The 25,254-nt window shown below is 69.3% G+C and carries 20 protein-coding genes and 1 pseudogene; 14 read left to right on the top strand and 7 right to left on the bottom strand.

What is annotated here, in order from left to right:
- Nucleotides 1-28: 28 nt before the first annotated feature.
- From CX1_RS10325 to CX1_RS10315, 3 genes are all read left to right on the top strand, one after another.
- The gene (locus CX1_RS10325) at nucleotides 29-1,117 is read left to right on the top strand and encodes a PhzF family phenazine biosynthesis protein (RefSeq protein WP_052753111.1); all 1,089 of its coding nucleotides are present in this window, start codon (nucleotides 29-31) and stop codon (nucleotides 1,115-1,117) included.
- A gap of 270 nt (nucleotides 1,118-1,387) precedes the next feature.
- Nucleotides 1,388-2,758: a hemolysin family protein gene (locus CX1_RS10320; RefSeq protein ID WP_240941412.1), complete on the top strand. Its 1,371-nt coding sequence runs from the start codon at nucleotides 1,388-1,390 to the stop codon at nucleotides 2,756-2,758.
- Nucleotides 2,759-3,847 (top strand): hemolysin family protein, encoded by a 1,089-nt coding sequence (locus tag CX1_RS10315; RefSeq protein ID WP_060925632.1) that lies wholly within the window; start codon nucleotides 2,759-2,761, stop codon nucleotides 3,845-3,847.
- Nucleotides 3,848-3,934: 87 nt separating this feature from the next.
- On the opposite strand, the gene CX1_RS10310 is transcribed toward CX1_RS10315, so the two are convergent.
- The 4 genes from CX1_RS10310 to CX1_RS10295 all read right to left on the bottom strand — a co-directional run bounded on the left by CX1_RS10310 (nucleotide 3,935) and on the right by CX1_RS10295 (nucleotide 7,271).
- Nucleotides 3,935-5,416 (bottom strand): sodium/glutamate symporter, encoded by a 1,482-nt coding sequence (locus CX1_RS10310; protein WP_046649984.1) that lies wholly within the window; start codon nucleotides 5,414-5,416, stop codon nucleotides 3,935-3,937.
- Nucleotides 5,417-5,650: 234 nt separating this feature from the next.
- Nucleotides 5,651-6,148 carry a thiol peroxidase gene (gene tpx, locus CX1_RS10305; protein ID WP_046649985.1) on the bottom strand — a complete coding sequence of 166 codons (498 nt, stop codon included), beginning with the start codon at nucleotides 6,146-6,148 and terminating at the stop codon, nucleotides 5,651-5,653.
- 38 nt (nucleotides 6,149-6,186) lie between these two features.
- A complete protein-coding gene (locus CX1_RS10300; protein ID WP_046649986.1) occupies nucleotides 6,187-6,498 on the bottom strand; it encodes an AzlD domain-containing protein in 312 nt (103 codons plus the stop codon).
- On the bottom strand, nucleotides 6,495-7,271 hold the full coding sequence (locus CX1_RS10295; protein ID WP_205908543.1) for an AzlC family ABC transporter permease: 777 nt from the start codon (nucleotides 7,269-7,271) through the stop codon (nucleotides 6,495-6,497). Before CX1_RS10295 ends, CX1_RS10300 begins: the two co-directional genes overlap by 4 nt.
- A 91-nt stretch (nucleotides 7,272-7,362) precedes the next feature.
- On the opposite strand from CX1_RS10295, the gene CX1_RS10290 reads away from it, so the two are divergent.
- Nucleotides 7,363-7,647, top strand: a complete 285-nt coding sequence (locus CX1_RS10290; RefSeq protein WP_046649987.1) for an Lrp/AsnC family transcriptional regulator — start codon at nucleotides 7,363-7,365, stop codon at nucleotides 7,645-7,647.
- Here the strand turns inward: CX1_RS10290 and CX1_RS10285 are convergent.
- Complete coding sequence (locus CX1_RS10285; protein WP_060925631.1) at nucleotides 7,644-9,485, bottom strand: FAD-binding dehydrogenase; 1,842 nt, start codon at nucleotides 9,483-9,485, stop codon at nucleotides 7,644-7,646. The two genes, CX1_RS10290 and CX1_RS10285, sit on opposite strands and share 4 nt — an antisense overlap.
- A 177-nt stretch (nucleotides 9,486-9,662) precedes the next feature.
- On the bottom strand, nucleotides 9,663-11,024 hold the full coding sequence (locus CX1_RS10280) for a class I SAM-dependent methyltransferase (protein WP_240941411.1): 1,362 nt from the start codon (nucleotides 11,022-11,024) through the stop codon (nucleotides 9,663-9,665).
- Nucleotides 11,025-11,128: 104 nt separating this feature from the next.
- On the opposite strand from CX1_RS10280, the gene CX1_RS10275 reads away from it, so the two are divergent.
- The 5 genes from CX1_RS10275 to pflA all read left to right on the top strand — a co-directional run bounded on the left by CX1_RS10275 (nucleotide 11,129) and on the right by pflA (nucleotide 17,974).
- A complete protein-coding gene (locus tag CX1_RS10275) occupies nucleotides 11,129-12,535 on the top strand; it encodes an NAD(P)/FAD-dependent oxidoreductase (RefSeq protein WP_046649753.1) in 1,407 nt (468 codons plus the stop codon).
- 43 nt (nucleotides 12,536-12,578) lie between these two features.
- Nucleotides 12,579-14,360, top strand: coding sequence for an ABC transporter ATP-binding protein (locus CX1_RS10270; protein ID WP_082719300.1), 1,782 nt, complete (start codon nucleotides 12,579-12,581; stop codon nucleotides 14,358-14,360).
- A 297-nt stretch (nucleotides 14,361-14,657) separates the two neighbouring features.
- The gene (locus CX1_RS10265; RefSeq protein ID WP_371440219.1) at nucleotides 14,658-16,769 is read left to right on the top strand and encodes a pyruvate formate lyase family protein; all 2,112 of its coding nucleotides are present in this window, start codon (nucleotides 14,658-14,660) and stop codon (nucleotides 16,767-16,769) included.
- 55 nt (nucleotides 16,770-16,824) lie between these two features.
- A complete protein-coding gene (grcA2, locus tag CX1_RS10260; protein WP_046649754.1) occupies nucleotides 16,825-17,076 on the top strand; it encodes an autonomous glycyl radical cofactor GrcA2 in 252 nt (83 codons plus the stop codon).
- Nucleotides 17,077-17,086: 10 nt separating this feature from the next.
- Nucleotides 17,087-17,974, top strand: coding sequence for a pyruvate formate-lyase-activating protein (gene pflA / locus CX1_RS10255; protein WP_046649755.1), 888 nt, complete (start codon nucleotides 17,087-17,089; stop codon nucleotides 17,972-17,974).
- A 25-nt stretch (nucleotides 17,975-17,999) separates the two neighbouring features.
- Here pflA and CX1_RS12850 read toward each other — a convergent pair whose 3' ends face one another.
- Nucleotides 18,000-18,329, bottom strand: coding sequence for a PaaI family thioesterase (locus CX1_RS12850; protein ID WP_240941468.1), 330 nt, complete (start codon nucleotides 18,327-18,329; stop codon nucleotides 18,000-18,002).
- Nucleotides 18,330-18,721: 392 nt separating this feature from the next.
- On the opposite strand from CX1_RS12850, the gene gndA reads away from it, so the two are divergent.
- From gndA to CX1_RS10225, 5 genes and pseudogenes are all read left to right on the top strand, one after another.
- Nucleotides 18,722-20,164 (top strand): NADP-dependent phosphogluconate dehydrogenase, encoded by a 1,443-nt coding sequence (gene gndA, locus CX1_RS10245; RefSeq protein ID WP_046649756.1) that lies wholly within the window; start codon nucleotides 18,722-18,724, stop codon nucleotides 20,162-20,164.
- A 100-nt stretch (nucleotides 20,165-20,264) separates the two neighbouring features.
- Nucleotides 20,265-21,632, top strand: coding sequence for a DEAD/DEAH box helicase (locus CX1_RS10240; RefSeq protein WP_113570082.1), 1,368 nt, complete (start codon nucleotides 20,265-20,267; stop codon nucleotides 21,630-21,632).
- 69 nt (nucleotides 21,633-21,701) lie between these two features.
- A complete protein-coding gene (locus CX1_RS10235) occupies nucleotides 21,702-23,087 on the top strand; it encodes a hemolysin family protein (RefSeq protein WP_046649757.1) in 1,386 nt (461 codons plus the stop codon).
- Nucleotides 23,084-24,133, top strand: a pseudogene (locus CX1_RS10230) (hemolysin family protein); the annotation flags it as partial. The gene CX1_RS10235 and the pseudogene CX1_RS10230, both read left to right, overlap by 4 nt.
- A 173-nt stretch (nucleotides 24,134-24,306) precedes the next feature.
- A complete protein-coding gene (locus tag CX1_RS10225) occupies nucleotides 24,307-25,212 on the top strand; it encodes a hypothetical protein (protein WP_046649758.1) in 906 nt (301 codons plus the stop codon).
- The last annotated feature ends 42 nt before the right edge of the window (nucleotides 25,213-25,254 follow it).

Genomic DNA, 25,254 nt, shown 5'->3' with positions numbered 1-25,254 from the left:
CATCGGCGTGCGCTGCTAGCCTCGTGCCATGAAGGATCCGAAGGACCACGCACCGAGCCATCTGGACCTCGAGATCGCCCAGATCGACGCATTCACCGACCGGGTTTTCGGCGGCAACCCCGCGGCGGTCGTGCACCTGTCGCAGTGGCCGTCGGACGCCACGCTGCAGGCCATCGCGGCGGAGAACAACCTGTCGGAGACCGCGTTCCTCGTCGGCCGCATCCCCGACGACGCCCCGCCCGCGCCGTCCAATGCCCCGGCCCATCATCTGCGCTGGTTCACCCCGACCACCGAGATCGAGCTGTGCGGCCACGCCACGCTGGCCTCCGCCGCGCACCTGTTCGCCGCGGCCGATGCGGGCTGCCAGGATTTCGGGGCCTGCGACGGGGACGATTCGCTTGACGACGATCCGGGCGATTCCCCGGACCGCCTGAACTTCTGGACCATGTCCGGGTGGCTCGGCGTCACCCGGACGCGCGGAGTGCTCGATGGCACGGTGCCGCGCCCCGATCTGTACACGCTCGACTTCCCCGCCGACTGCCCCGCACCGCTCGACGCGGACTCCCCCGCATTGTCCGCCGAGGCGAAGGCCGACGTCGAAATGGGCGGCGACGCCGGCCGCGGCGGCACCATGACCGCCGATCCCGTGGTCCTGGCCGGCCGCATCCGGGCGAGCATCGCCGAGGCCCTCGGCATCGACGCCGCCGCCATCGTCGAGCTGCGCTCCGGCCGGACCATGCTGATGGCCGTCGTCGAATCTCCCGACCTCATCCGCCCCATCTCCCCCGATTTCGGGGCCGTGGCGCGCATCGCGCCGCACGGGATCATCGTCACCGCCGACGCCACAGGAGTCGGCGACGGCCCCGACGCGGACCATGACGTCGTGTCCCGCTACTTCGCCCCCGGCATCGGCATCGATGAAGACCCGGTGACCGGTTCCGCGCATTGCGTGCTCGGCCCCTACTGGTTCGCGCAACTCGGACGCGACCGGCTCACCGCCCATCAGGCATCCGCCCGCGGCGGAGTGCTGCACCTCGAGTCAGATGACGAACGCATCCGCATCTCCGGCCATGCCATGCGGTACTTGACGGGGACCATCCGGGTACCGGTGCAGTAGACGTCACCCGGGCCGGATCGTCGTCAAGCGAACCGCAGGCAAGGCCGAGCGTTCGCCCACGGCGAAACACCTTCCCCCACTGATGCGTGCACTCCGCATGAACCTATAAAATCGCGCCATGCCTTCAGAGCATTCCGAAACGAAGCAGGTCCCCGCGGAGTCCACCGACGACTCCGCCGCGGCCGAGCCATCCCGAAGTCCCGATTCCGTCCACGCGGCGGAATCCCCGATCGGCGCCGCAGGGGGTGAGCGGCGATGATCTGGTCGGCATTGATCCTTCTGATCGTCCTTTTGCTGCTCATTCTCGGCAATGCGCTGTTCGTGGCCGTCGAGTTCTCCTACCTCACCGTCAACCGCAATGATCTGCGGCGGCGCATCGACGCCGGCGACAAAACCGCCGCAATCGTCGACAAGGCGCTGACGAAAACGTCGACCAACCTGTCCGGAGCGCAGCTGGGCATCACCGTCACCAGCCTCGTCGCCGGCTTCCTCACCGGCCCGTCGGTCGGCGTCCTGTTCGCCGAGGGCTTCGGGCTGACCGGCCTGAGCCAGGGCGTGGTCACGGCGATCTCCACCACCGGCGCATTCATCGTCGTCACGTTCACGCAGATGGTGTTCGGCGAACTCGTGCCCAAGAACTGGGCCATCGCCCAGCCGATGCGCGTCGCCGACCTGGTGGTGCGCCCGCAGAACGTGTTCATGTTCCTGTTCGGCTGGCTGGTGCGTTTCCTCAACGGCTCCGCCAACATGATCCTGCGCTGGCTCGGGTTCACGCCCGAAGAGGAAGTCGCCTCGGCCCGCACCGCCGAGGAGCTCCTCGCCGTGGTGTCTCGCTCCGGCGACGAGGGCACGCTGGTCAGCTCGACGGCCGAGTTGGTCGCCCGTTCCATCGAGTTCGGCGACCGCACCGCCGCCGACGTCATGACCCCTCGCCCCCGCGTGCGGTTCATCGAAGACGAGACCGTCGCCGAAGCCCTCGACGCCGTGGCCGAGACCGGCCACGCCCGCTTCCCCGTCTTCAGCGACCACGTCGACGACATCACCGGCGTGATCCACTACAACCGCCTGCTCACCGTTCCCTACGACGAACGGGCCACCACCCCGGCCGCATCCGTCGCGGAGCCCGTGCACATCGTATCCGAGTCGATGACCCTCGACCCGCTCATGCGCGAGCTGCGCGAAACCCCGACCCAACTGGCCGTCGTGGTCGACGAGTACGGCGGCACCGCCGGCGTCGTGACGCTGGAGGACCTCGTCGAGGAAATCGTCGGCGAGATCGACGACGAGCAGGACGAGGAATCCCGCGACCACCACCGCGTCGATGCCACCACGGTGATCGTCTCGGGCCTCATGCGCCCCGACGAGCTCGGCGACCTCATCGAGCTCGACGTTCCCGAAGGCGAGGAATCCGACACCATCGGCGGATTGATCACCGAAAAACTCGACCGCATGCCCCACGTCGGCGACGTCGTCCGGCTGCAGGCGCTCGACCACAGGCACCGCGACGAAGACGACCTGCCCACCACCGCGGACATCGAACTGCGGGTGCAGAAGATGGCGCGGCGCCGCATCGGCCGCGTGAGGGTGACGGTGGTCCTGTCCGACGAAGCCGCCGCCGACGACCGGAAGGATGACGCCTAAATGAGCACCTCAGTCGCTCTCACCGTCCTGGTGGCCATGCTCGCGCTCAACGCGTTCTTCGTCGCCGCCGAATTCGCCATGGTCTCGGCCCGCCGCGACCAGGTCGAACCGATGGCCCTCGCCGGCCGCCCCGGCGCGAAGTACGCCCTGCGCGGCATCGAAGACGTTTCGGTCCAGCTCGCGGCGACGCAGCTGGGCATCACGGCATGTTCGCTGATCATCGGCTCGGTCGGCGAGCCGGCCATCGCCTCCCTCATGGAGGGCCCGTTCCTGGAATGGGGCGTGCCCGAGGCGCTGGTCCACCCGATCGCGCTGGTCATCGCCCTGCTGATCGTGACCTTCCTGCACATGGTGATCGGCGAGATGGTGCCCAAGAACATCGCCATCGCCAAGCCCCCGATCACCGCGTCGATCATCGCCGTGCCGCTGCACATCTTCGTGCTGGTCATGCGCCCGTTCATCACGCTGATGAACTCCACCGCCAACTTCCTGGTGCGCAAGCTGTTCAAGGCCACGCCGAAGGACGAGGTCGACTCGACCTTCACCTCGGCGCAGGTGCAGGACTTCGTCGCCGAGTCCGGCCGCCAGGGCCTGCTCGACGATGACGAGCTCTCCCTGCTCCAGGGGGCGCTGACCTTCGAACGCCTCACCGCCGCAGATGTGCTGCTGCCGCCGGAGAGCCTGGTCACCGTGACGCGTGACATCACCCCGGCGCAGCTCGAGGCCCTGTGCGCGGACACCGGGTTCTCCCGCTATCCCGTCCTCGAGGACGGCACGTGCGTCGGATACGTCCACGTCAAGGACGCCATCCGCCTGCCCGCCGACGTCCGCGACGTCCCGGTCCCCGACATGCTGGTCCGCACGCCGTCGCGGGTGCGCTCGGACTCGAAGCTGCAGGCCGTCATGCGCGCCATGCAGCGCGACCAGACGCACTTCGCGCTCGTCGAACAGGCCGCGGTGCTCGGCCCCGCCGAGCCCGGTGCGGTCGGCGGCGCGATCTCCGACGCCCACTCCTACGCGGGCATCATCGCCTTCGAGGACGTCCTGGAAGAGCTGGTCGGCGAGGTCCGCGAGGCCACCGCCACCTAGTCCCCCGCCCCCGAAGCCCCAACACGAAAACCGGCCCGCACATCGAATGATGTGCGGGCCGGTTCGTCGTCAAGCGAAGACCCCGGTTTACACGGGATCCGCCGCGGCCGAATCATCGGCCGCCTTCTCCTCGACCAACTTGTCCACGTGCGGGTCGTCCTTCTTCTTGCCCCAGAACAGCAGGCCCCATGCCATGGACGCCACGAAGAGCACCGCCATCGCCGCCAAAAGCGGATACGGCCCGAACTGGAAGATGATCGGCACCGACAGCGCCGTGATCAGGCCACCGCCGAAGAACGGCTCGAACACCAGCTGCTTGTAGCCGAACGCCTCGAACGCCGGGGACTTGCCCTCCGGGTCGACGATGCGCATGAGGATCAGGCCCGTGGCCGTCACGCCCATCGACTGGCCGAAGTCGCCGATGCCGCGCTCCAGCCAGTACGACGGAATGGTGCGCGGCACCATCCACAGCAGCAGGAACACGTTGAGCACGATGCCGCCGACGCACAGCAGCACGAACGGCCAGATGTTGTCCGCGATGGCCTCCAGCGAAATGGTCGCCAGCGCCGCCACGATGAGCAGGTCCAGCGCCAGGCCCTGGATGCGCAGCATGATGCCCGAGTCGATGAGGTGGCCGTAGCCGATCTTGTTCAGGCCCAGCTGCAGGATGATGCCGCCGATCATCGCCAGCGGGAACAGCGGCACGTACGCCAGCAGCTCCACGGTGTCGGCCCACAGCATCTGCTCGATCCACTGGATCCCCTCCAGCAGGATCACGCCGATGAGGATCGCGATGGCCACGAACGCCACGTGCAGCGACAGCGGCTCGATCGACGACGGGCGCGACGTCAGGTTGCCCGCGGTGTACTGCTCGTCCTTGCGGAACAGGCCGCGCTGCTCGGCGATCGAGCGGTCCTTGACCTCGGTGACGACCTCGGTGCGGCCGGTGCGGATGGCCCAGTTGATCACGGCGACGCCGATGACGATGCCGCCGACCAGGCCGACGGTGGCCACCGCGATTGCCAGGTCCGCGCCTTCGGACCAGCCGAGATCCTCGAACACGGGGATCATGCCTGCGGCGGTGCCGTGGCCGCCCTCGAATCCGATTTCGATGAGCGCGCCGGCCATCGGGGTCATGCCGAACAGCGGCGTCAGCACGGCGACCGCCAGCAACAGGCCGACGACGTACTGTCCCGACGCGAACGCCACGCCGACCGCCAGCTGCGGCCCGGCGAGGTTGTACACGGACTTGGGCCCGGGGAGCTTCTGCCCCAGGAACAGGGTGGCGAACACCACCGAAATCAGCAGGCCCGGCAGCGTCTTCCACACCGACAGCACTTCTTCGCCGAAGACGCCGCCGGATTCGATGAACTCGCCGACTCCCCCTCCGATCGTGCCGCCGAGCATGCCCAGCACCTCGGGGCCCAGCAGCAGGGCGACGAAACCGCCCATGATCGACGCGGGCAGGAACAGCTTCTGCGTCACCTTGATCCGGATTCGCATGACCTTGCCGATGAACAGCATCAACGCCAGCAGCAGCAGCGCGAATCCAACCATGTTCGCGGACATTCGCACCTCCTTCCGTCATGCGCCTCCGGTTCGCGGCGGCGCTTGTTTCGCTTTTTTGGTCACTTTCGACCTTAACCATTCACAGGTTCGATTAAGCACCGCCCCGGCCGTTTCGTTGCCCAATCTCAACCAACTGCTTGGCGACGGCTCGTGCGCACCGTGACTGACGGGCACGCGAAAACCCGCCCGCCACGGTGAACGTGGCGGACGGGTCCGTCGTAAAGCGGGAGGGGTCTACTTCAGGGCGGCGAGGGCGGAATCGTAATCCGGCTCCTCGGTGATCTCGTCGACGAGCTGGGTGTAGGCGACGGTGCCGTCGGAATCGAGGACGACCACGGAGCGGGCGAGCAGCCCGGCCAGGGGGCCATCCTGCTGCACGACGCCGTAGGCCTCGCCGAAACCGTGGCGGAAGTCGGAGGCGGCGGAAACGTTCTCGATGCCCTCGGCGCCGCAGAAACGGTCGAGCGCGAACGGGAGGTCGCGGGAGATGTTGACGACCGTGGTGCCGTCGAGTTCGGCGGCGAGCTCGTTGAAGCGGCGCACGGAGGCGGCGCACACGCCGGTGTCGACCGACGGGAAGATATTGAGAACGACTCGCTTGCCGACGAGGTCCGCGGAGTTGACGTCCGCGAGGTCGGTGCCCACGACGGTGAAGGCCGGGGCCTTGTCGCCGACGGAGGGCAGGTTGCCGGACAGGTGGACGGGGTTTCCCTTGAACGCAGTGTTAGCCATGTCACCGTTCTACCCGTGAATGGCGGAAAATGCAGGGATCACCCCAGCGCCGCGAGCATCTCCACCACCCACACCGTCGAGGCCGCGCCCAGGGCCACCGGCATCAGCGACATGCCGCGCCACGCGAGCAGGATGGCAGCCACGATGCCGGCGACCCCCGAATACCAGTGGGCGGTCGCGTGGATGACCGCCGGCAGGGTCATCGCCGTCAGCACGGCGTAGGGCGTGAACTCCAGGAAGGTGCGCAGCCGCTGGTTGCGCAGCTCCCCGCGCACCAGCAACAGCGGCACGGCGCGCAGGGCGTAGGTGACGGCGAACATCACGGCCACGGCAATCCACGGGTTGATCATCGGTGGACCTCCAGGTCGGTCTGCTCCGCGCCGGCACCGTCGTCAAGCCCGGTGCCCTTCGGAAACAGCCACGCCCCGATGGCCGATGCCACCAACGTGGCGATGATGATCCGCCAGCCCGCCTGGATGCCCGACGTCGCCGGCACGTAGTACAGCAGCGCGCTGGCGACGGCCGCGAGCGCCGCGACAATGGCAACCGGCTTCGAGCGGCGCACCGCGGGCACGACCGTGGCCGTGAACATGGCGTAGAGCAGCACGCCCATCGGCCCCGACAGCGATTCCGGCAGCACCTCGCCCGCGACCGCGCCGACGATGGTGCCCGAGGTCCACCCGAGGATCGGCAGCGCCATCAGCCCCGCGGCGTAACGCGCGCGGACGACGCGGTGGCCGAGTTCGACGGCGAAGATCTCGTCGGTGACGCCGTAGGCCACCACCAGCCGGCCGAGCGTCGAGGTGCCCGGCTGGAGGCGCTGCGACAGCGACATGCTCATCAGCAGATAGCGCAGGTTGACCAGCAGCGTGGTCAGCGCCAGCTCCACCAGCGTGCCGCCGGCGACCACCGCCACGCCCGCGAACTGCCCCGACGACGACAGGTTCGTCGCCGACATCAGCGCCAGGCCGAGCGTCGGGAAACCGATCGCCGCCGCCGCGAGGCCGAAGGCGATGGACACCGTGAAGTACCCGAGCGCGATCGGTATGCCGTCGCGCAGCCCCGCGCCGAATCCGGGCGCGCGCACCGGCGCCGCGCCACCGTCCCCCTCAACCTTGGTCACGCGGGTCAGCATAGCCAGCCGCGTATCATCGTCGGCGACGGGGCCGGATGCCCCTCCCCGCACGACCACCGACCTCCGAGGAGCGTTTTCCATGTCGCTGACCACCGCCATCGTCCACATTGACGTCGAGGCCGACCTCATCCCCGAGGCCGCGGAGGCCATCGTCAACATCGACGGCGTCACCGAGGTCTACTCGATCACCGGCGACTGGGACCTCATCGCGATGGTGCGCGTGTCCGACCACGAGAAGCTGGCGGAGATCATCCCCAACCGAATCTCGAAGGTCGACGGCGTCATCCGCACCGAGACGCAGCTGGCGTTCCGCGCGTACTCGCGCCACGACCTCGAGGCCGCGTTCTCCCTCGGCCTGGACTAGCCCAGCGGCTCGGCGGTCCCGGCCATGCCGCGGCCGGCGCGCAGGCCGCTGAAGATGCAGCCGCCCAGGAACGTGCCCTCCAGGGCGTTGTTGCCGTGGACGCCGCCGCCGCCGAAACCAGAGGCCTCGCCTGCGGCGAACAGTCCCTCGATGACGCCGCCGTCGGGGCGCAGGGCGCGGCCCTCGAGGTCGGTCTCGATGCCGCCCAGCGTCTTGCGGGTGAGCATCCGCAGCCGCACCGCGATCAGCGGCCCCTCGTTCGGGTCGAGGATCGGCTTCTGCGGCACCGACCGCACGATCTTGTCGCCCAGGAACTTCCGCGCCACGTGCACGTAGTTGACCTGGTAATCCTTCGAAAACGCGTTGACCGTCTGCCGGTCGCGCGCCTCGATCTGGCGGCGCAGGTGCTCGACGTCCAGCACGGGGACGTCGGAATGGACCTCACCGTCGGCGTCGGTTGCGCCGTCGTGGCTTTGCGACGCTTCCGCGGAACCGTCGGAATCGGGGTCGACGGCATCGTCGTCAAGCTCAGGGGCCGGACCCGCGGCCGGCCCGTCGCCGATGAGCTCTTCCGGAACGCCCGCGACGCGGTTCATGCCCGCGACGAGCTCCTCGAGGGTTTCGGCGATGACCCAGTCCTCGCCGTTGTCCATGAACTTGCGCACCGGCTCCGGGATGCCCGCGGTGACCTTGCCGACCAGCTTCTTGACCTGCTTGTCCGTCAGATCCGGATTCTGCTCCGACCCGGAGAACAGGAACTCCTTGGCCACGATCGCGCCGTTGAGCACGAACCACGAGTACCCGTGTCCCGTGGACAGGATGTGCTTCATGGTCGCCACCGTGTCCGCGCCCGGGATCAGCGGCGCCGGCAGGCGGTTGCCCTCGGCGTCGAACCACAGCGACGACGGGCCCGGGATGATGCGGATGCCGTGGTTCGGCCAGATCGGATCCCAGTTGGCCATGCCCTCGGTGTAGTGCCACATGCGATCGCGGTTGATCAGGTGCGCACCGGCGTCGCCGGCGATTTCGATGCCGCGGCCGTCGACGTGGGCCGGCACGCCGACCACCATGTCGTCGGGCATGGCGCCCAGGCGATCCTCGGGCCAGGCGCGCCGCACCGCGTCGAGGTTGCCGCCGACGCCGCCGGTGGCGATGAGGACCGCGCCACCGCGGATCTCGAAGGTCTCGCCGACCTCGTCGCGCGGTGACGCGACGCCGCGCTCCAACTCGTCGCAGGGCACGAGGATGCGGCCGCGCACGCCGACCGCCCGGCCGTCCTCCATGATGATCTCGTCGACGCGGTGGCGATGGTGGAACTCCACGCGGCCCTCGTTGGCCGCGGCCTTGAGCGGCTCGGCGAACACGCGGACGATCTCCGGGCCCGTGCCCCACGTCAGGTGGAAGCGCGGCACCGAGTTGCCGTGGCCGTCGGCGGAGCCGTCGCCGCGCTCGGCCCAGCCGACGATCGGCAGGAACTTCACGCCCAGGTTGCGCAGGTAGTCGCGCTTCTCCCCCGCCGCGAAATCGAGGTACGCCTCGGCCCACTTGCCCGGCCAGTGGTCCTCGGCGCGGTCGAACGCCGCAGATCCGAACCAGTCGGACCGGGCCAGCTCGCGCGAGTCCTTCACCTTCAGGCGGCGCTGCTCCGGCGAGTCTATGAGGAAGATGCCGCCCAGCGACCAGAACGCCTGGCCGCCGATGTTGGCCTCGTTTTCCTGGTCGACGATGATGACCTTCCGCCCCGCCCGCTGCGCCTCGTAGGCGGCCACCAGGCCGGCCAGTCCCGCGCCGACGACGATGAGCGGCGCCTGCTTCCCGTTTTTCGCATTCGTTTCCATGCGCCGAGGTTATCGCGATATCGGGGCCCGGGTCCGCTTTACGACGAAACTATCCCCGACGTCCGCCGATGCATCCTGACTCACCGCCAAAGAATCCGCCTCGATCGGCCAAAATCGGCCTCCGACACGGTGCTTTTTGACCGGACGAGGCGGATTCTTCGTTGCGCGGCGCACCATCTAACGCCGGGTGCGCGGGCGGGCCATCAGCTCGATCTGCACCATGTCGGTGCGGCCCGAGGAGATCATCGCCTGCTGCAGCGCCAGGTGGTAGTCCCACAGGCGGCGGTAGACGCGGTCGTAGCCGAGCCCCGCGGCCTGACGGGAATGGGCGGCGAACAATTCGCGCCACAGCTCCAGGGTCCGTTCGTGGTGGCCGGCCATGTGCGTCTCCGAGATTATGCGCAGGCCGGTGTCGCGGTCGACGATGCGCCGCAGTTCGTCCATGGTCGGGTAGTGCAGCGCGGGCCAGATGTAGGAGCGCACCAGGTCCAGGGCCGATCCGGCGGCGTCGTCGAAACGCGGCCCCGCCACGGTCATCTGGACGACGATGGTGCCGCGATCGGCGAGCACCCGCTCCGCCCCGCGCAGCCACCGGCGGATGCCGTCGACGCCGAAGGTCTCCAGCCGCTCGACGTTGAAGATCGCCTCGTAGTCGCCGTCGAAGTCGCGCGGCGACGGGATGACCCGATCGGCGCGCAGCACGCGGACCGGGCCGGCGAGCCCGGCTTCGTCGACCCGTTTTCCGACGACGTCGGCGTGCTCGTCCGAAATGGCCAGCACGTCGGCGGAGGCGCCGCGGTCGGCCGCCCGCAACGCCAGCTCGCCGCCCGACGACGGCCATTCCAGGATCCCGTCGCCGGCACGGACGCGGGCGAGGTCGAGCATCCGCTCCACGCGGCGCGCCTGGGCCTCGGGCAGGTCGATGCGGGCGACGCCCTCCGGGGCGTCGATCCGGGTGACGTCGACCTTCCACGTGGCGGGCACCCCGCCTCGACCGGCGCCCGGGGCCTGATTGGGGATTTCCTCGAGAGAAGTGGTGCGCGCGCCCGAGGCGAACAGGGCCGACCCGCCGGTCAGCGCGGACCCCGCGAACAGTTCGATCAGCGACGCCGGCAGTTCCCCGCCGGGGCCGGTCGCCCGCGGCACCGGACGGCGGCCGGACAGCTTGCGCAGGCCCCTGCCCACGCGGCCCTCCGCCCCGACGTCCAGGCCGGCGTCGAGAAGCGCCGACAGCGACTCCGGCAACGTGTCCGATTCCCATTCGCCGGCGAGGTACGACTCGCCGAGGCCGACCCAATCCGCCTCCGCGATGCGCCGGAACATCGCGTCGGACTCGCGGATGCCGATGGTCGTCGACCCCTCGCCATCGAGATCCACGCCATGGCGGACGCACGCGCGCTCGAAGGCCTTCCGGGCCAGGTCGGCGCGCTTGCCCAGCAACGGCCCCTCGGGGACCCGGGCGACCCCGGGCCACCGGTCGGCGTCCACGGAAAAACGCTCAACTGGCATCGCGGACGCCCTCCCCTCGTTTTCGGCCATGGCGGACAGGCTACCGGTGGACGCCGCTGAATAGGCGACGGCGCACCGCACGAACTATCATGTCCCGGTACCCCAACCATGTACGACTTTTCGAGGAGAATTTCATGACCGAGACGCCCCACCGGCCGCGCACGGGACGACCGCACGTCGTCATCGTCGGTTCGGGTTTCGGTGGCCTCTTCGCCGCCCGGAAGCTCAAGGACGAAAACGTCGACGTCACCCTCATCGACCGTACGAACCACCACCTCTTCCAGCCGTTGCTGTACCAGGTGGCCACGGGCATCCTCTCCTCCGGCGAGATCGCCCCGCCGACCCGCCAGATCTTCGACGGCGAGCCGAACATTCGCGTCGTCAAGGGCGAGGTCACGGACATCGACGTCGACAAGCGGACCGTGACGTCCAAGCTCGGCGACCGCGTGCAGGACTGGGAGTACGACTACCTCCTCGTCGCCGCCGGCGCCGGCCAGGGCTACTTCGGCAACGACCACTTCGCCAACTACGCCCCCGGCATGAAGAGCATCGACGACGCGCTGGAGATCCGCTCGCGCATCATCGCCTCCTTCGAGCACGCCGAGCTGGCCACCGACCCGGCCGAGCGCGAGCGCCTGCTGACCTTCGTGGTCGTCGGCGCCGGCCCGACCGGCGTGGAGCTGGCCGGCCAGCTGGCCGAGCTGGCCAACCGCACGCTGAAGTCGTCGTTCCGCAGCTACAACCCGCACGCCGCCCGCGTCATCCTCCTCGACGGTGCGCCGCAGGTGCTGCCGCCGTTCGGCAAGCGCCTGGGCCGCAACGCCCAGAAGCAGCTGGAGAAGCTCGGCGTCAACGTCAAGCTCAACGCAATGGTCACCGACGTCAACGAGTACGGCGTGACCTACAAGAACGCCGAAGACGGCACGGTCGAGACCATCCCGTCCTACTGCAAGATCTGGTCCGCCGGCGTCTCCGCGTCGCCGCTGGGCAAGCTCATCGCCGACCAGTGCGGCGTCGGCGTTGACCGCGCCGGCCGCGTCGAGGTCAACCCGGACCTGTCCGTCGGCGAGCACAAGAACGTCTTCATCGTCGGCGACATGATCGCCCTCGACGGTCTGCCGGGCGTGGCGCAGGTGGCCATCCAGGGCGGCGAGTACGCCGCCGGCGTCATCGCCGCGGAGACCGAGGCCGGCGAGATCGGCGACCGCGAGCCGTTCGAGTACTTCGACAAGGGCTCCATGGCCACCGTCTCCCGCTTCGCCGCCGTGGTGAAGATGGGCAAGGTCGAGGTCACCGGCTTCCTGGGTTGGGTCCTGTGGCTGGCCGTGCACCTGATGTTCCTGGTCGGTTTCCGCAACCGCCTGGTGTCGGTGCTCAGCTGGGGCCTCAACGTGCTCACCCGCGATCGCTACCAGCTGGTGTCCACCCGCCAGCAGATGTACGCGCGCACCGCCATCGCCCGCCTGACGCAGCTGACCGGCGACGACACCGGCATCCGCGACAAGAAGAACATCTCGGAGATCGAGCGCGGCGACAAGTAGCGCTCGCCCGCCGCATGCCCGCGGTCGGGTACCCTCCGACCCCATGAGCAGCATTGAACCGGCGCCCCGCCTCACCTTGAGGCGGGGCGCCGGCATTCTCCGGGACCACGTCCGCGAATCCCGGGCAGCGCTGATCGCCGTGGTGGTGCTGTCAATCGTCGGGGCGGTCGCGTCGCTGGTTCAGCCGGTCCTGGTCAACGGGGTCATCGAGGCGGTCGGCGCCGGTGACGCGCTGGCCCCGTTCATCGTGGGCCTCGTCGCCGTGGTGCTGCTGTCCTCGGTGGTCGGCGCGGTCCAGCAGTACCTGCTCGGGCGCACCGCGGAAACGATGGTGCGGTCGTTGCGCCATGCGCTGCTCGACCGTCTGCTGCGGTTGCCGACCTCCTCCTATGGCCGCCACCGCACGGGTGACCTGGTTTCCCGCGTCGGGGCCGACACCGATTCGGTGCGCGCGGCGCTGACCGGCGGCATCGTCGACGCCGTCGGCGGCGTTCTCGTCATCGTCGGTTCCGCCGCCGCCATGATCTGGCTGGATCCGCTGCTCTTCGTCGTTGCCCTGGGAGTGTTGGCGGGCGCGATCGTCACCGTGGTCGCCGCATCCGGGAAAATCCAGGAGCTGTCAAGACGCGTGCGCGAGTCGACGGGCGCGATGTCCTCCGGCGTGGAGCGCGCCCTGTCGGCGTTGACGACGGTCCGCGCCGCGGGCGCGACCGACTCCGAGGCCGCCGCGTTGAAGGACGATGCCGACCGCGCCTGGCGGGCGTCGCTGCGGTCGGTCCGGCTGGAGGCGATTCTCTGGCCGATGAGCGGCCTGGCCGTCCAGGTCGCTTTCCTCGTCGTGCTTGGTCTCGGCGGCGCCCGCGTGGCGGCCGGGGAGCTGTCGGTGGCGAATCTGGTGGCGTTCCTGATGTTCCTGTTCATGCTGATGATGCCGGTCGGCCAGCTGTTCGGGGCGATCACCTCGGTCGCCGAGGCCCTCGGGGCTCTGGCCCGCATCGACGAGGTGATGTCGGAGGATCCCGAGGACGCCGCCGACTCCCCCGTCCCCGGTGCCCGCCCCGACCTGTCCGGCGCGGTGCCGGCGGTCGAGTTCGACGGCGTCGTGTTCGCGCATGACGACGCGGAGCAGCGCCCCACGCCGAATCGCCCCGTGCTCGACGGCGTCTCCTTCGTCGCCGATGCGGGGCGGACGACGGCGCTCGTCGGGCCGTCGGGTGCGGGAAAGTCGACGATTCTCGCGCTCATCGAAAGGCTCCACGACCCCCGACGCGGCATCGTCCGCGTCGGCGGCGCCGACGTCCGCGATCTCGACCGGTCGAATCTGCGCCGCCACATCGCCTACGTCGAGCAGTCGGTGCCCATTCTGGCGGGCACCATCCGCGCGAACCTGACGCTCGGGCTGGCCGACGTGCCGGACGACCGGTGCCGCAGCGCCCTGGCGTCGGTCCGGCTGTTGGACCGAATCGACGCCCATGGCGATGGCCTGGACGCGACTCTGGGCGATCGCGGCATCGGGTTGTCCGGCGGCGAACGCCAGCGGTTGGCCATCGCGCGGGCGCTGTTGTCGGATCGGCCGCTTCTGCTTCTCGACGAGCCGACCGCCTCGCTGGATTCGCGCAACGAACGGGCGCTGCAGGCCGCCATCGACACCGCATCGCGGAGCCGGACCGTCATCATCGTCGCGCACCGCCTGGCCACCGTCGCCGGCGCGGACCGCATCGTCGTCGTCGACGAGGGCCGGGTGCGCGCCACCGGCACCCACCGGGAGCTTATGGAATCGTCCGACCTTTACCGCGACCTCGCCCGGGACCAGTTGCTGCGCTGAGCCGGTGGCCCGGGCCGGATTCTTCGGCCTGCCCGATAACACCCGAACGTGACCGAATACGCATCCCGCCGATCTGCGTTCGGGCATCGACGGGCGTAAACTCACGCTCGAAGAGCGGACAAGCGCCTCGAAGCGCCGGTGTCCGACCATCTCCGCACCACCACGCGGACCTGATCGGCCCGGCCGGCCGCCGGTGAATGACTCGGCGGATGGACGTGCGAGGGCGTCGTCCGCCCGGACAAGAACTCCATCCGACGATCGCGGCCCGACACACCGGGGCCGAGAAAGGTGGCACGCGTGACCATCGCCGCCCCCAACGCCCGCATCCAGTCCGACGGCAGCTCGATCGACCCCTGGGACGGTTTCACCGACGGCCCGTGGCGCGAGTCGATCGACGTCCGCGATTTCATCCAGCGCAACTACGCGCCGTACGACGGCGACGCCTCGTTCCTCGCCGGCCCGACGGAGAAGACGCTGCGCGTGTGGGATCACCTGGAGAAGAATTACCTGTCGGTGGAGCGCAAGAAGCGCGTTTTCGACGTCGACACGCGCACCCCGGCCGACATCGACGCGTTTCCCGCCGGCCACATCAGCGAAGACGACGACGTCATCGTCGGCCTGCAGACCGACGTGCCGCTCAAGCGCGCGATGATGCCCAACGGCGGCTGGCGCATGGTGGAAACGGCCATCAAGGAGGCCGGCAAAGAGGTCGACCCGCAGGTCAAGGAGATCTTCACCAAGTACCGCAAGACCCACAACGAAGCGGTCTTCGACATCTACACCGCCCGCATCCGCGCGGCGCGCCGCTCCCACATCATCACGGGCCTGCCCGACGCCTACGGCCGCGGCCGCATCATCGGCGACTACCGCCGCGTGGCGCTCTACGGCGTCGACCACCTCATCGCGGAGAAGGAGGCGGCCAAAACGGCCGTCACCGACAAGGGCTTCTCCGAGCATTGGGCCCGCTACCGCGAAGAGCACGCCGAGCAGATCAAGGCGCTGAAGAAGCTCAAGGCGATGGCGGCCTCCTACGGGTTCGACATCTCCGGCCCCGCCGCCACGGCGAAGGAAGCCGTGCAGTGGACCTACTTCGGCTACCTCGCCTCGGTGAAGTCGCAGGACGGCGCCGCGATGTCGATCGGCCGCCTGTCGGCGTTCTTCGACCCGTATTTCGAGCGCGATTTCGCCGCGGGCCGCCTCGACGAGACCGGCGCGCAGGAGATCATGGACGCGCTGGTCATCAAGCTGCGCATCGTCCGCTTCCTGCGCACCATCGACTACGACCAGATCTTCTCCGGCGATCCCTACTGGGCCACCTGGACCGACGCGGGCTTTTCCGACGACGGCCGGCACATGGTCACCAAGACCGCCTTCCGCCTGCTGCAGACGCTGCGCAATCTGGGCCCGGCCCCCGAGCCGAACATCACCGTGTTCTGGGATCCTGCGCTGCCCGCCGGCTACAAGGACTTCTGCTCGGCCATCTCCATCGAGACCTCGTCCATCCAATACGAGTCCGACGAGCAGATCCGCGATCGTTGGGGCGATGATGCGGCGATCGCCTGCTGCGTCTCCCCCATGACCGTCGGCAAGCAGATGCAGTTTTTCGGGGCCCGCGTCAACGCGGCGAAGGCCCTGCTCTACGCGCTCAACGGCGGCCGCGACGAGGTCTCCGGCGACCGGGTCGTCGACGGTTACGAGCCGATCACCGGCGACGGCCCGCTGGACTTCGACGAGGTCTGGGCGAAGTACGAGGACATGCTCGACTGGGTCATCGGCACCTACGTCGAGGCGCTGAACATCATCCACTGGTGCCACGACAAGTACGCCTACGAGTCCATCGAGATGGCGCTGCACGACTCCGACATCGTCCGCTCCATGGGCTGCGGCATCGCCGGCCTGTCGATCGTGGCGGACTCGCTGTCGGCCATCAAGTACGCGAAGGTCACGCCCGTGCGCGACGAGACCGGGCTGATCGTCGACTACGTCACCGAGGGCGACTTCCCCGTCTACGGCAACGACGACGACCTGGCCGACGACATCGCGGCGACGATCGTCCACACCGTCATGGCGAAGATCAAGGAGATCCCGCTGTACCGCGATGCGATCCCCACGCAGTCGGTGCTGACCATCACCTCCAACGTCGTCTACGGCCGCGCCACCGGCAACTTCCCGTCTGGCCACCGCGCCGGCACCCCGTTCGCGCCGGGCGCCAACCCCGAAAACGGCATGGACACCCACGGCATGGTCGCGTCCATGCTGTCGGTGGGCAAGCTCGACTACGAAGACGCCCTCGACGGCATCTCGCTGACCAACACCATCACCCCGTCGGGGCTGGGCCGCACGAAGGACGAGCAGGTGGCCAACCTGGTCGGCATCCTCGACGCCGGCTTCATCATCGACGAGCAGTAACCCGCACCCGCACACCCGCACACCCGCACACCCGCGCACACAAGGAGACCACCCGATGTCCGCCAAGACCTTCGACGAGCGCCTCGCCGACATGAAGTCCCAGCGCACCGCCAACAACGCCGGTTCCGGCCTGTACCACGCCAACATCAACGTGCTGGACAAGTCCACGCTCGAGGATGCGATGGAAAACCCCGACAAGTACCCGAACCTGACGGTGCGCGTGTCGGGCTACGCGGTGAACTTCGTCAAGCTCACCGCCGAGCAGCAGCGCGACGTCCTGGACCGCACGTTCCACGAGAGCGCGTAGGCGCCGCCGGATGGCCGACGGCCTGAACCGCGAAGTCACGGTCGCTCCCTCGGACGGTCCGCGGGTGCGCGGAGCCGCCCGCGGGCTCGGTGGCCCGCCCGACGTCGGCGGCATCGTCGACGTCGCCGAGCACAACCGCAGGGCGCTTTTCGACGCCCGCCGCACCGGCGACATCGGCCTCGTCCACTCGTGGGAGCTGGTCACCGCCGTCGACGGGCCCGGCACGCGCATGACCCTGTTCATGTCGGGCTGTCCCCTGCGCTGCAAGTACTGCCACAACCCCGACACCATGGAGTTGCGGGAGGGCACGCTGGAAAACGTCGACGACGTGATCAAGCGGGTCAAGCGCTACCGCAGCGTCTTCCGCGCCTCCGGCGGCGGCCTGACCATCTCCGGCGGCGAGCCGCTGTTCCAGCTGGCGTTCACCAGGCGGGTGCTGGCGGCGGCGAAGGAGGCCGGCATCCACACCGCCGTCGACACCTCGGGCAACCTCGGCCACCGGCTTTCCGACGACGACCTCGACCTCGTCGACCTGTTCCTCCTCGACGTGAAGTCGGGTCTGCCGGAGACGTACGAGAAGGTGACCGGCCAGAAGCTCAAGCCGACCATCGAGTTCGGCGAGCGCCTGGTCGCCCGCGGCAAGAAGATGTGGATCCGCTTCGTGCTGGTCCCGGGGCTGACCGACGATCCGGCCAACGTCGAAGCCACCGCGGACATCGTCGCCCGCTGGGCCCCCTCCGTCGAGCGCGTGGAGGTCTTGCCCTTCCACAACATGGGCGCGGACAAGTGGGCGAATCTGGGCATGACCTACGAGCTCGCCGACGTCCGCCCGCCGTCGCGGGAGTCCCTGGAATCGGTCCGGGAGGTCTTCCGTTCGCGGGGCTTGACGACGTTCTGACGCCCCCGCCCGGCGCCCTGTCCGGCTACTCGCCCGGGTTCTGGTCCTTCGGCAGCACGGCCAAGCGCAGGTTGGTGCGGCTGAGCAGCTTGCCGTCGGACTCGCGGGTGTGCCGGATTTCCCACACCTGGGAGGTCCGGCCCAGGTGCACCGGCGTCGCGGTGGAAATGAGCACGTCGCCGGCCACGGCCGAGCGGTAGAAGTCGGTGCTGTTGTTGACGCCGACGACGGGGCGGTCCGCGCCGGCGGCGATGAATCCGGCGATGGAACCGCAGGACTCGCCCACGGTGGAGTACACCCCGCCATTGGCCACGCCCCACGGCTGCAGGTGCTCGGGGCCGATCTCCAGGCGCATGCTCATCAGGCGCGGGCCGACGGCGACGTAGCTGGTGCCCAAGTGGGCGTCGAGCCCCGACGCCTCGATGTCGCCTTCCGTCAACGCGTTGAGCTCGGCGATCTCCTCGTCGGTCAGCACCCGTTCCCCCGCCGCATTGAGCAATCGCGCGTAGACGCTGAACTGTTCCCGGGACATGGGCATGGTGGGTACCTCTTTCGTAGGCGGTGGCATCCTCGGTTCCGCCCGACGACGCCCATGTGGGCGTCGTCACGCGGAACACCTTTCCCCGAGGTTACCGGGGCACGCCCCGAGCCGTAGCCGAATCCCCGCCGCCGTCATCACGCGGCAACTACCGGCAACCTAGGCCCGTACCGCCGTGCCGCCGCGACATTGCGCTTAAACTGACGGCCATGGACAACGAGAAGCAGCAAGCACAGATCGGCGTCGTCGGCCTGGCCGTCATGGGCTCCAACATCGCCCGCAACTTCGCCCGCAACGGCCACACCGTCGCGGTCTACAACCGCAGCCCCGAAAAGACCCGCGCCCTCATCGCCGACCACGGCGACGAGGGCTCCTTCGTGCCCTCGGAGACCATCGAGGACTTCGTCGCCTCGCTGGAGCGCCCGCGCCGCGCTCTGATCATGGTCCAGGCCGGCCCCGCCACCGACACCGTCATCGACCAGCTCGCCGATGCGATGGAAGAGGGCGACATCATCATCGACGGCGGCAATTCGCTGTACACCGACACCATCCGCCGCGAGAAGGCGATCCGCGCCCGCGGCCTGCACTACGTCGGCGCCGGCATCTCCGGCGGCGAGGAGGGCGCGCTCAACGGCCCGTCGATCATGCCGGGCGGCCCCGCCGAGTCCTACGAGTCGCTGGGCCCGCTGCTCGAGTCCGTCTCCGCGCACGTCGACGGCGTGCCGTGCTGCACGCACATCTCCACCGATGGCGCCGGCCACTTCGTCAAGATGGTCCACAACGGCATCGAGTACGCCGACATGCAGGTCATCGGCGAGGCGTACCAGCTGCTGCGCGACGCCGCGGGCATGACGCCGGCGGAGATCGCCGACGTGTTCCGCGAGTGGAACGCCGGCGACCTGGATTCCTACCTGGTGGAGATCACCGCCGAGGTGCTCTCGCAGGTCGACGCGGAGACCGGCAAGCCGCTGGTCGACGTCATCGTCGACGCCGCCGGACAGAAGGGCACCGGCCGCTGGACGGTCAAGGCCGCCCTCGACCTGGGCATCCCCACCACCGGCATCGGCGAGGCGGTCTTCGCCCGCGCCCTGTCGTCGTCGCTGGACCAGCGCGCCGCCGCCCGCGATCTGCCCTCGGGCGAGGTCACGGGTGGCCCGGAGGACCGCGACGAGTTCATCGAGAAGGTCCGCCGCGCCCTCTACGCCTCGAAGATCGTGGCCTACTCGCAGGGCTTCGACGAGATCAACGCCGGCGCCGCCGAGTACGGCTGGGACATCGACCGCGGTGCGCTGGCCACCATCTGGCGCGGCGGCTGCATCATCCGCGCCCGCTTCCTCAACCGCATCAAGGAGGCCTACGACCGCAACCCGGAGCTGCCGGCCCTGCTGCTGGACCCGTACTTCCGCGATCAGGTCTCCGAGTGCCTCGACGCGTGGCGCGACGTGGTGGTCACCGCCACCCGCATGGGCCTGCCGACCCCGGTGTTCTCGTCGTCGCTGGCGTACTACGACGCCCTGCGCGCCGAGCGCCTGCCCGCCGCCCTGATCCAGGGTCAGCGCGACTTCTTCGGCGCCCACACCTACCGCCGCACGGACAAGGACGGTTCCTTCCACACGCTGTGGTCGGGCGACCGCTCCGAAGTGGAGGCCTAAACCTCCGCGCCATCCACGCCGTCCGCGTTTCCCGCGCTTTCTGCGTTTTCTCAGGCACCGCTACCGGGGTCCCCGTCGGGGCCCCGGTATTCTTTTGCCCATGTCATCCGATGCGGGCGCCACGCCCGACGCCGCCCGTTCCTTCGACGTTCTCGGGGTGGCGCCGGCGGTGCTGCGCACGCTGCGCACCATGCGCATCACCGACCCGACGCCGATCCAGGCCGCGGTGCTGCCCGATGCGATCGCCGGCCGCGACGTCCTCGGCCGCGCGCCGACGGGCTCCGGCAAGACGCTGGCGTTCGGCATCCCCATGGTCCAGTCGCTGACGGGCGCGGCGTCGAAGCCGGGCCGTCCCCGTGGCCTGGTCATCGCCCCCACCCGGGAGCTCGCCGACCAGATCGCCGACGTCCTGGGCGACCTCGGTGCCGCGGCGGGCCTGCGGGTGCTGGCCTTCGTCGGCGGCGAGAACATCAACCGGCAGAAGCTCAAGCTCGCCGCGCCCGTCGACATTGCGGTGGTCACCCCGGGCCGGGCGCACGATCTGCGGCGGCAGGGGCAGCTGTCGCTTGACGACGTCACCGACGTGGTCATCGACGAGGCCGACGAGTTGGCGGATCTGGGGTTCCTCCCCGATGTCCTCGGCCTGGTCCGCGCCACCCCGCGCGACGCGCGACGCATGCTCTTTTCGGCGACCCTGGACGAGACCGCCGATGTCCTGATGAAGGGCCGCGAGCCCGTCCGCCACGAGGTCTCCGCGGTGACGGTGTCGGTGGACACCATGAAGCACCTGGTGTTCCGCGTGCCGGACAACGGCGTCGCCGACGAGGTCTGCGCGTGGATCGCCGCCCGCGAGGGTCGCGTGGTCTTCTTCGCCAACACCCGCGACCGCGTCGTGGGCCTGGCCAAGCACCTGACGGAGCAGGGCATCCATGCCGAAGCCCTGCACGGCGACCGCGGGCAGACCGCCCGCCGCGAGGCGCTGGCCGGCTTCGCCTCCGGCGAGGTGCCCGTGCTGGTGGCCACCGACGTCGCCGCCCGCGGCATCGACGTCACCGACCTCGACCTCGTCGTCCACGCCGATCCGCCGCCCGAGGCGGCCACCTACGTGCACCGCTCCGGCCGGACCGCCCGCGCCGGGGCCACGGGCACCGTGGTGACCATCGTCCGCGACCGCCAGGCCGAATCGGTGACGGGGATGCTCCGCAAGGCGGGCGTCACGGCAGAAGTCATGGACGTCTCCCCCGGCTCGAAGGCCCTGAAGAAGTGGACCGGCGCGCGCAAACCCTCCGGCCCGGATCCCCGCGCCGGCCGCGACTCCCGCGCCACCCGCGGCGCGGGAGGCCGCCCCGGAACGCCGGGGACGGGCCGTCGTCAAGCGAAACCGACGGCGGGCGGCGGCCACCGGGGCCGGGGCAAACCGCCCGCCTCGCGGCCGCACCGCCCGAAGAAGAAGCGCGGGAAGAAGTAGACGGGAAGAAGTGGGCGGGCGGGTCACCTGACCGGCAGCGACGCTGCGGAGTAGGATCTTTCCCTAATCATGGACATATTTCTCAACATCGTCGCCGTGGTCGGCTTCATCGCGCTGACCGCGGGCACGGGACTTTTCGTCGCGTTCGAATTCGCGGTCACGGGGCTGGAACGGTCGGCAATCGAGACCGACGTGGAAAAGCGCGGCGACGGTCCGGCGCACTCGGTGCGCAAGGCCCACAACAAACTGTCGTTCCACCTGTCGGGCGCCCAGCTGGGCATCACCCTGACCACGCTGGCCACCGGTTTCCTGGCGGAACCGGTGCTCGCCCGGTACTTCACCCCGATGCTGGAGTGGATCGGGCTCTCCGAGTCCGCCACCGGGCCGACGGCGCTGGTGCTGGCCCTCATCGTGGCAACCGGGCTGTCGATGATCTACGGCGAGCTGGTGCCCAAGAACGTCGCCATCACCGAACCGCTCGGCGTCGCGCGCGTCACCGCCCGGCCCGTGATGTGGTTCAACTGGGTGTTCTACCTGTTCATCCAGTCGATGAACGTCACCGCCAACTGGATGGTGCGCAAGATGGGCATCGAACCCGCCGACGAACTGGCCTCGGCCCGTTCGCCGCAGGAGCTCGGGGCGCTGGTGCGCAACTCCGCCCAGCACGGTGCGCTGGACAAGCAGAAGGCGCAGATGCTGCAGAGCTCGCTGAAGTTCGGCGAGACCACCGCGGAAGACCTGATGACCCCGCGTTCGACCATCGTGTCGCTGGCCGCTGACGCCACCGTCGACGACCTGCTGTCCACGGCCCTGGAATCTGGCCGTTCGCGTTTCCCCGTCACCGACGGCGACCTCGACGCCACCATCGGCGTCGTCCACGTCAAGGACGCGTTCACCGTCCCCGCCGCCCGGCGCAAGTCCACGCACGTGTCGCAGCTGGCCCGCCAGGTGCCGGTGCTGCCGCAATCGCTCGACGGCGATGCGGTGCTCGAGGCCGTGCGCTCCGCGGGCTCCCAGATCGCGTTGGTCGCCGATGAGTACGGCGGCACCGCGGGAATCATCACCATCGAGGACGTGGTCGAGGAGATCCTCGGCGAGGTCTACGACGAGTACGACGACGCCGAAGCCGAGCAGGAAGTCCGCCGCGTCACCGAGGGCTGGGATTGCTCCGGCCTGGTCCGCGTCGACGATCTGCCGAACAAGGTCGGATACTTCGCGCCCGACGGCGACCACGAGACCCTCGGCGGCGTGATCATGCTCGCGCTGGGCCGCATCCCCGCCGAAGGCGACGTGGTGCTGCTGCCGGAGACCGACCGCGACATGCTCGACGAATTCGAGTCCGGCCTGGCCGGGCGCTGGTACGCCCGCATCCTGGAGATGGACGGCCGCCGCGTCGACCGCGCCCTGCTGATCCCCATCACCGACGAGCGCGCGAAGGAGATGTTCGACCGATGAGCGACTGGTTCGGAATTTCCCTCACCGTCCTGCTGCTGGCGTTCAATGCTTTCTTCGTCGGCGCGGAGTTCGCCCTCATCGCCGCCCGCCGCGACCGCCTGGAGGCATTGATCGCCCAGGGCAAGAAGCGGGCCAAGACGGTCCTGGGCGCCACCGAGCACCTGTCCATGATGCTCGCCGCCGCCCAGCTCGGCATCACCATCTGTTCGCTGCTGCTGGGCAAGGTCTCGGAGCCGGCGATCGCGCATCTGCTGGAGGAGCCGTTCGCCGCCGTCGGCGTGCCGGAGTCCCTGCTGCACCCGATCAGCTTCGCCATCGCGCTGCTGTTCATTTCGATCCTGCACATCCTGCTCGGCGAGATGGTGCCCAAGAACATCGCCCTGGCCGGCCCGGAGACCATGGCCATGTGGCTGACGCCGGCGCATCTGGCGTTCTACAAGATGACCAAGCCCCTGCTGCTGTTCTTCAACTGGGTCGCCCGCCACACTCTGGCGTGGTTCGGCATCACGCAGAAAGACGAGCTGGATTCCACGGTCAACACCGACGAACTCGCGTCCATGATCGCCGAGTCCCGGCAGGAGGGGTTGCTCGACGACGAGGAGCACTCGCGCCTCAACCGCGCCCTGTCCTCCGAGAACAGGTCCATCCGGGAGGTGCTCATCGTGCCGTCGAAGATTCGCACGGTGCCCGCGTCGCCGACGGTGGGCGACCTGGAGGCCGCGGTGACAGAAACCGGGTTCTCCCGTTTCCCGGTCAGCGGCACCGATGGGGGCTATCGGGGTTACATCCACGTCAAGGACGTCCTCGACCGCGTGCTCGACCCGGCGTCGGGCCCCGAGACGCCGATCCCCGACGAGGAGATCCGCGAGCTCATCTCCGTCGACGCCGACGGCGCCATCGACCGCACCATGCGCGAAATGCGCCGCCGGTCCGCGCACATGGCCATGGCCGTCGGGGACGGCGGACCCGTCGGCATCGTGACGCTCGAGGACCTCATCGAGGAGCACATCGGCGTCGTACGCGACTGGACGCACGAAACCAACGAGGCCATGGTCTCGCGCCCCATCAAGTCCACCGCCCAGGGCACCGCGGCCAAGGCCGTCCAGGTCAAGACCGCCGCCGTCCGCGCAGCCGCAAAGGCCGGCCACACCAAGCCCCCGACCCAGCCCCAGTCCAAGTCCCAGCCCCAGCCGAGGCCCGGCGGCGGCCCCCGCAACGCATGACCCCGACGCACGGAACCCCCGACACCGGCACGGAAACGGTTCTCCCGCTCGACGAGTGGCTGCCGCGCGCCCGGGCCCACGCGGCCCGCGCCGATGCGTTGTGCGCCGATCATCTGGCCCGCCGCTCACGGGGCGAGAAGCACCCGGTGTGGGATTTCCTCTTCGAGTACTACCCGGTGCGGCCCGGCACGCTGCGCCGCTGGTCGCCCGGTCTCGGCGTGGCGCTGGCCGGCGCCGACGACCCCCGGGCCACGGAGTTCGTGTCCCACATGCGCGACGTCTCCGTCGGCGACGACGGCGTTGCCCGGCTCGATCGGCGCGCCCACGCCGAGCGCCGCGGCGAGGCGATCGCCTACATCGCCGACCTGTTGGCGGGCACCCTGGCCAACGACGCGCACTTCGATTGCTTCGGCCTGCATGAATGGGCCATGGTCTACCGCGCCGACGAAAAGCGCCACGCCGTGCCCCTGAGGTTGGGCCGCTCGGGGACGGACGAAGTCGTCGACAAGCATCGCGTCCGATGCACGCACTACGACGCCTACCGCTTTTTCACGCCCGACGCGGTGCCGCTGAACGAAAACCGCCCGACCCGCGCCACGCAATCCTCCTGCGAGCAGGCCGGATGCCTGCACGCGAACATGGACCTGTACAAGTGGGCGGCCAAGCTGGGGCCGCTGGTGCCGGGCGAACTGTGGCTCGATTCCTTCGAGTTGGCCCGCGACGTCCGGCGTCTGGACATGGAGGCCTCGCCCTACGATCTCGCCGACCACGGGTTCGCGCCGGTGCGCATCGAAACCCCCGAGGGCAAGGCCGAGTACGTGTCGCGCCAGCGCCGCCTCGCCGAGCGGGCCGCGCCGATTCGCACGGAGTTGCTCCGTTTGGCCAGGTCCTTTCGCGGCTAAGGTGGGGTTCGACACGCTTCACCGCAGCAGTCGTCGACCCGT

It is taken from the genome of Corynebacterium xerosis NBRC 16721 = ATCC 373, from assembly GCF_001552415.1.
In the GTDB taxonomy this organism is placed as follows: domain Bacteria; phylum Actinomycetota; class Actinomycetes; order Mycobacteriales; family Mycobacteriaceae; genus Corynebacterium; species Corynebacterium xerosis.
Note: the sequence above shows the minus strand (reverse complement) of the source record. Positions and strands in the feature narration are given on the sequence as shown.

Excerpts from the sequence above, each read along its gene's own strand:
- CX1_RS10285 (WP_060925631.1), bottom strand. The coding sequence starts at position 9,485 with ATGGAAACGAATGCGAAAAACGGGAAGCAGGCGCCGCTCATCGTCGTC.
- CX1_RS10290 (WP_046649987.1), top strand. The coding sequence starts at position 7,363 with ATGTCGCTGACCACCGCCATCGTCCACATTGACGTCGAGGCCGACCTC.
- tpx (WP_046649985.1), bottom strand. The coding sequence starts at position 6,148 with ATGGCTAACACTGCGTTCAAGGGAAACCCCGTCCACCTGTCCGGCAAC.
- CX1_RS10315 (WP_060925632.1), top strand. The coding sequence starts at position 2,759 with ATGAGCACCTCAGTCGCTCTCACCGTCCTGGTGGCCATGCTCGCGCTC.
- CX1_RS10325 (WP_052753111.1), top strand. The coding sequence starts at position 29 with ATGAAGGATCCGAAGGACCACGCACCGAGCCATCTGGACCTCGAGATC.
- CX1_RS10300 (WP_046649986.1), bottom strand. The coding sequence starts at position 6,498 with ATGATCAACCCGTGGATTGCCGTGGCCGTGATGTTCGCCGTCACCTAC.
- CX1_RS10270 (WP_082719300.1), top strand. The coding sequence starts at position 12,579 with ATGAGCAGCATTGAACCGGCGCCCCGCCTCACCTTGAGGCGGGGCGCC.
- CX1_RS10240 (WP_113570082.1), top strand. The coding sequence starts at position 20,265 with ATGTCATCCGATGCGGGCGCCACGCCCGACGCCGCCCGTTCCTTCGAC.
- CX1_RS12850 (WP_240941468.1), bottom strand. The coding sequence starts at position 18,329 with ATGCGCCTGGAGATCGGCCCCGAGCACCTGCAGCCGTGGGGCGTGGCC.
- grcA2 (WP_046649754.1), top strand. The coding sequence starts at position 16,825 with ATGTCCGCCAAGACCTTCGACGAGCGCCTCGCCGACATGAAGTCCCAG.
- gndA (WP_046649756.1), top strand. The coding sequence starts at position 18,722 with ATGGACAACGAGAAGCAGCAAGCACAGATCGGCGTCGTCGGCCTGGCC.
- CX1_RS10235 (WP_046649757.1), top strand. The coding sequence starts at position 21,702 with ATGGACATATTTCTCAACATCGTCGCCGTGGTCGGCTTCATCGCGCTG.
- CX1_RS10280 (WP_240941411.1), bottom strand. The coding sequence starts at position 11,024 with ATGGCCGAAAACGAGGGGAGGGCGTCCGCGATGCCAGTTGAGCGTTTT.
- pflA (WP_046649755.1), top strand. The coding sequence starts at position 17,087 with ATGGCCGACGGCCTGAACCGCGAAGTCACGGTCGCTCCCTCGGACGGT.
- CX1_RS10225 (WP_046649758.1), top strand. The coding sequence starts at position 24,307 with ATGACCCCGACGCACGGAACCCCCGACACCGGCACGGAAACGGTTCTC.
- CX1_RS10275 (WP_046649753.1), top strand. The coding sequence starts at position 11,129 with ATGACCGAGACGCCCCACCGGCCGCGCACGGGACGACCGCACGTCGTC.
- CX1_RS10310 (WP_046649984.1), bottom strand. The coding sequence starts at position 5,416 with ATGTCCGCGAACATGGTTGGATTCGCGCTGCTGCTGCTGGCGTTGATG.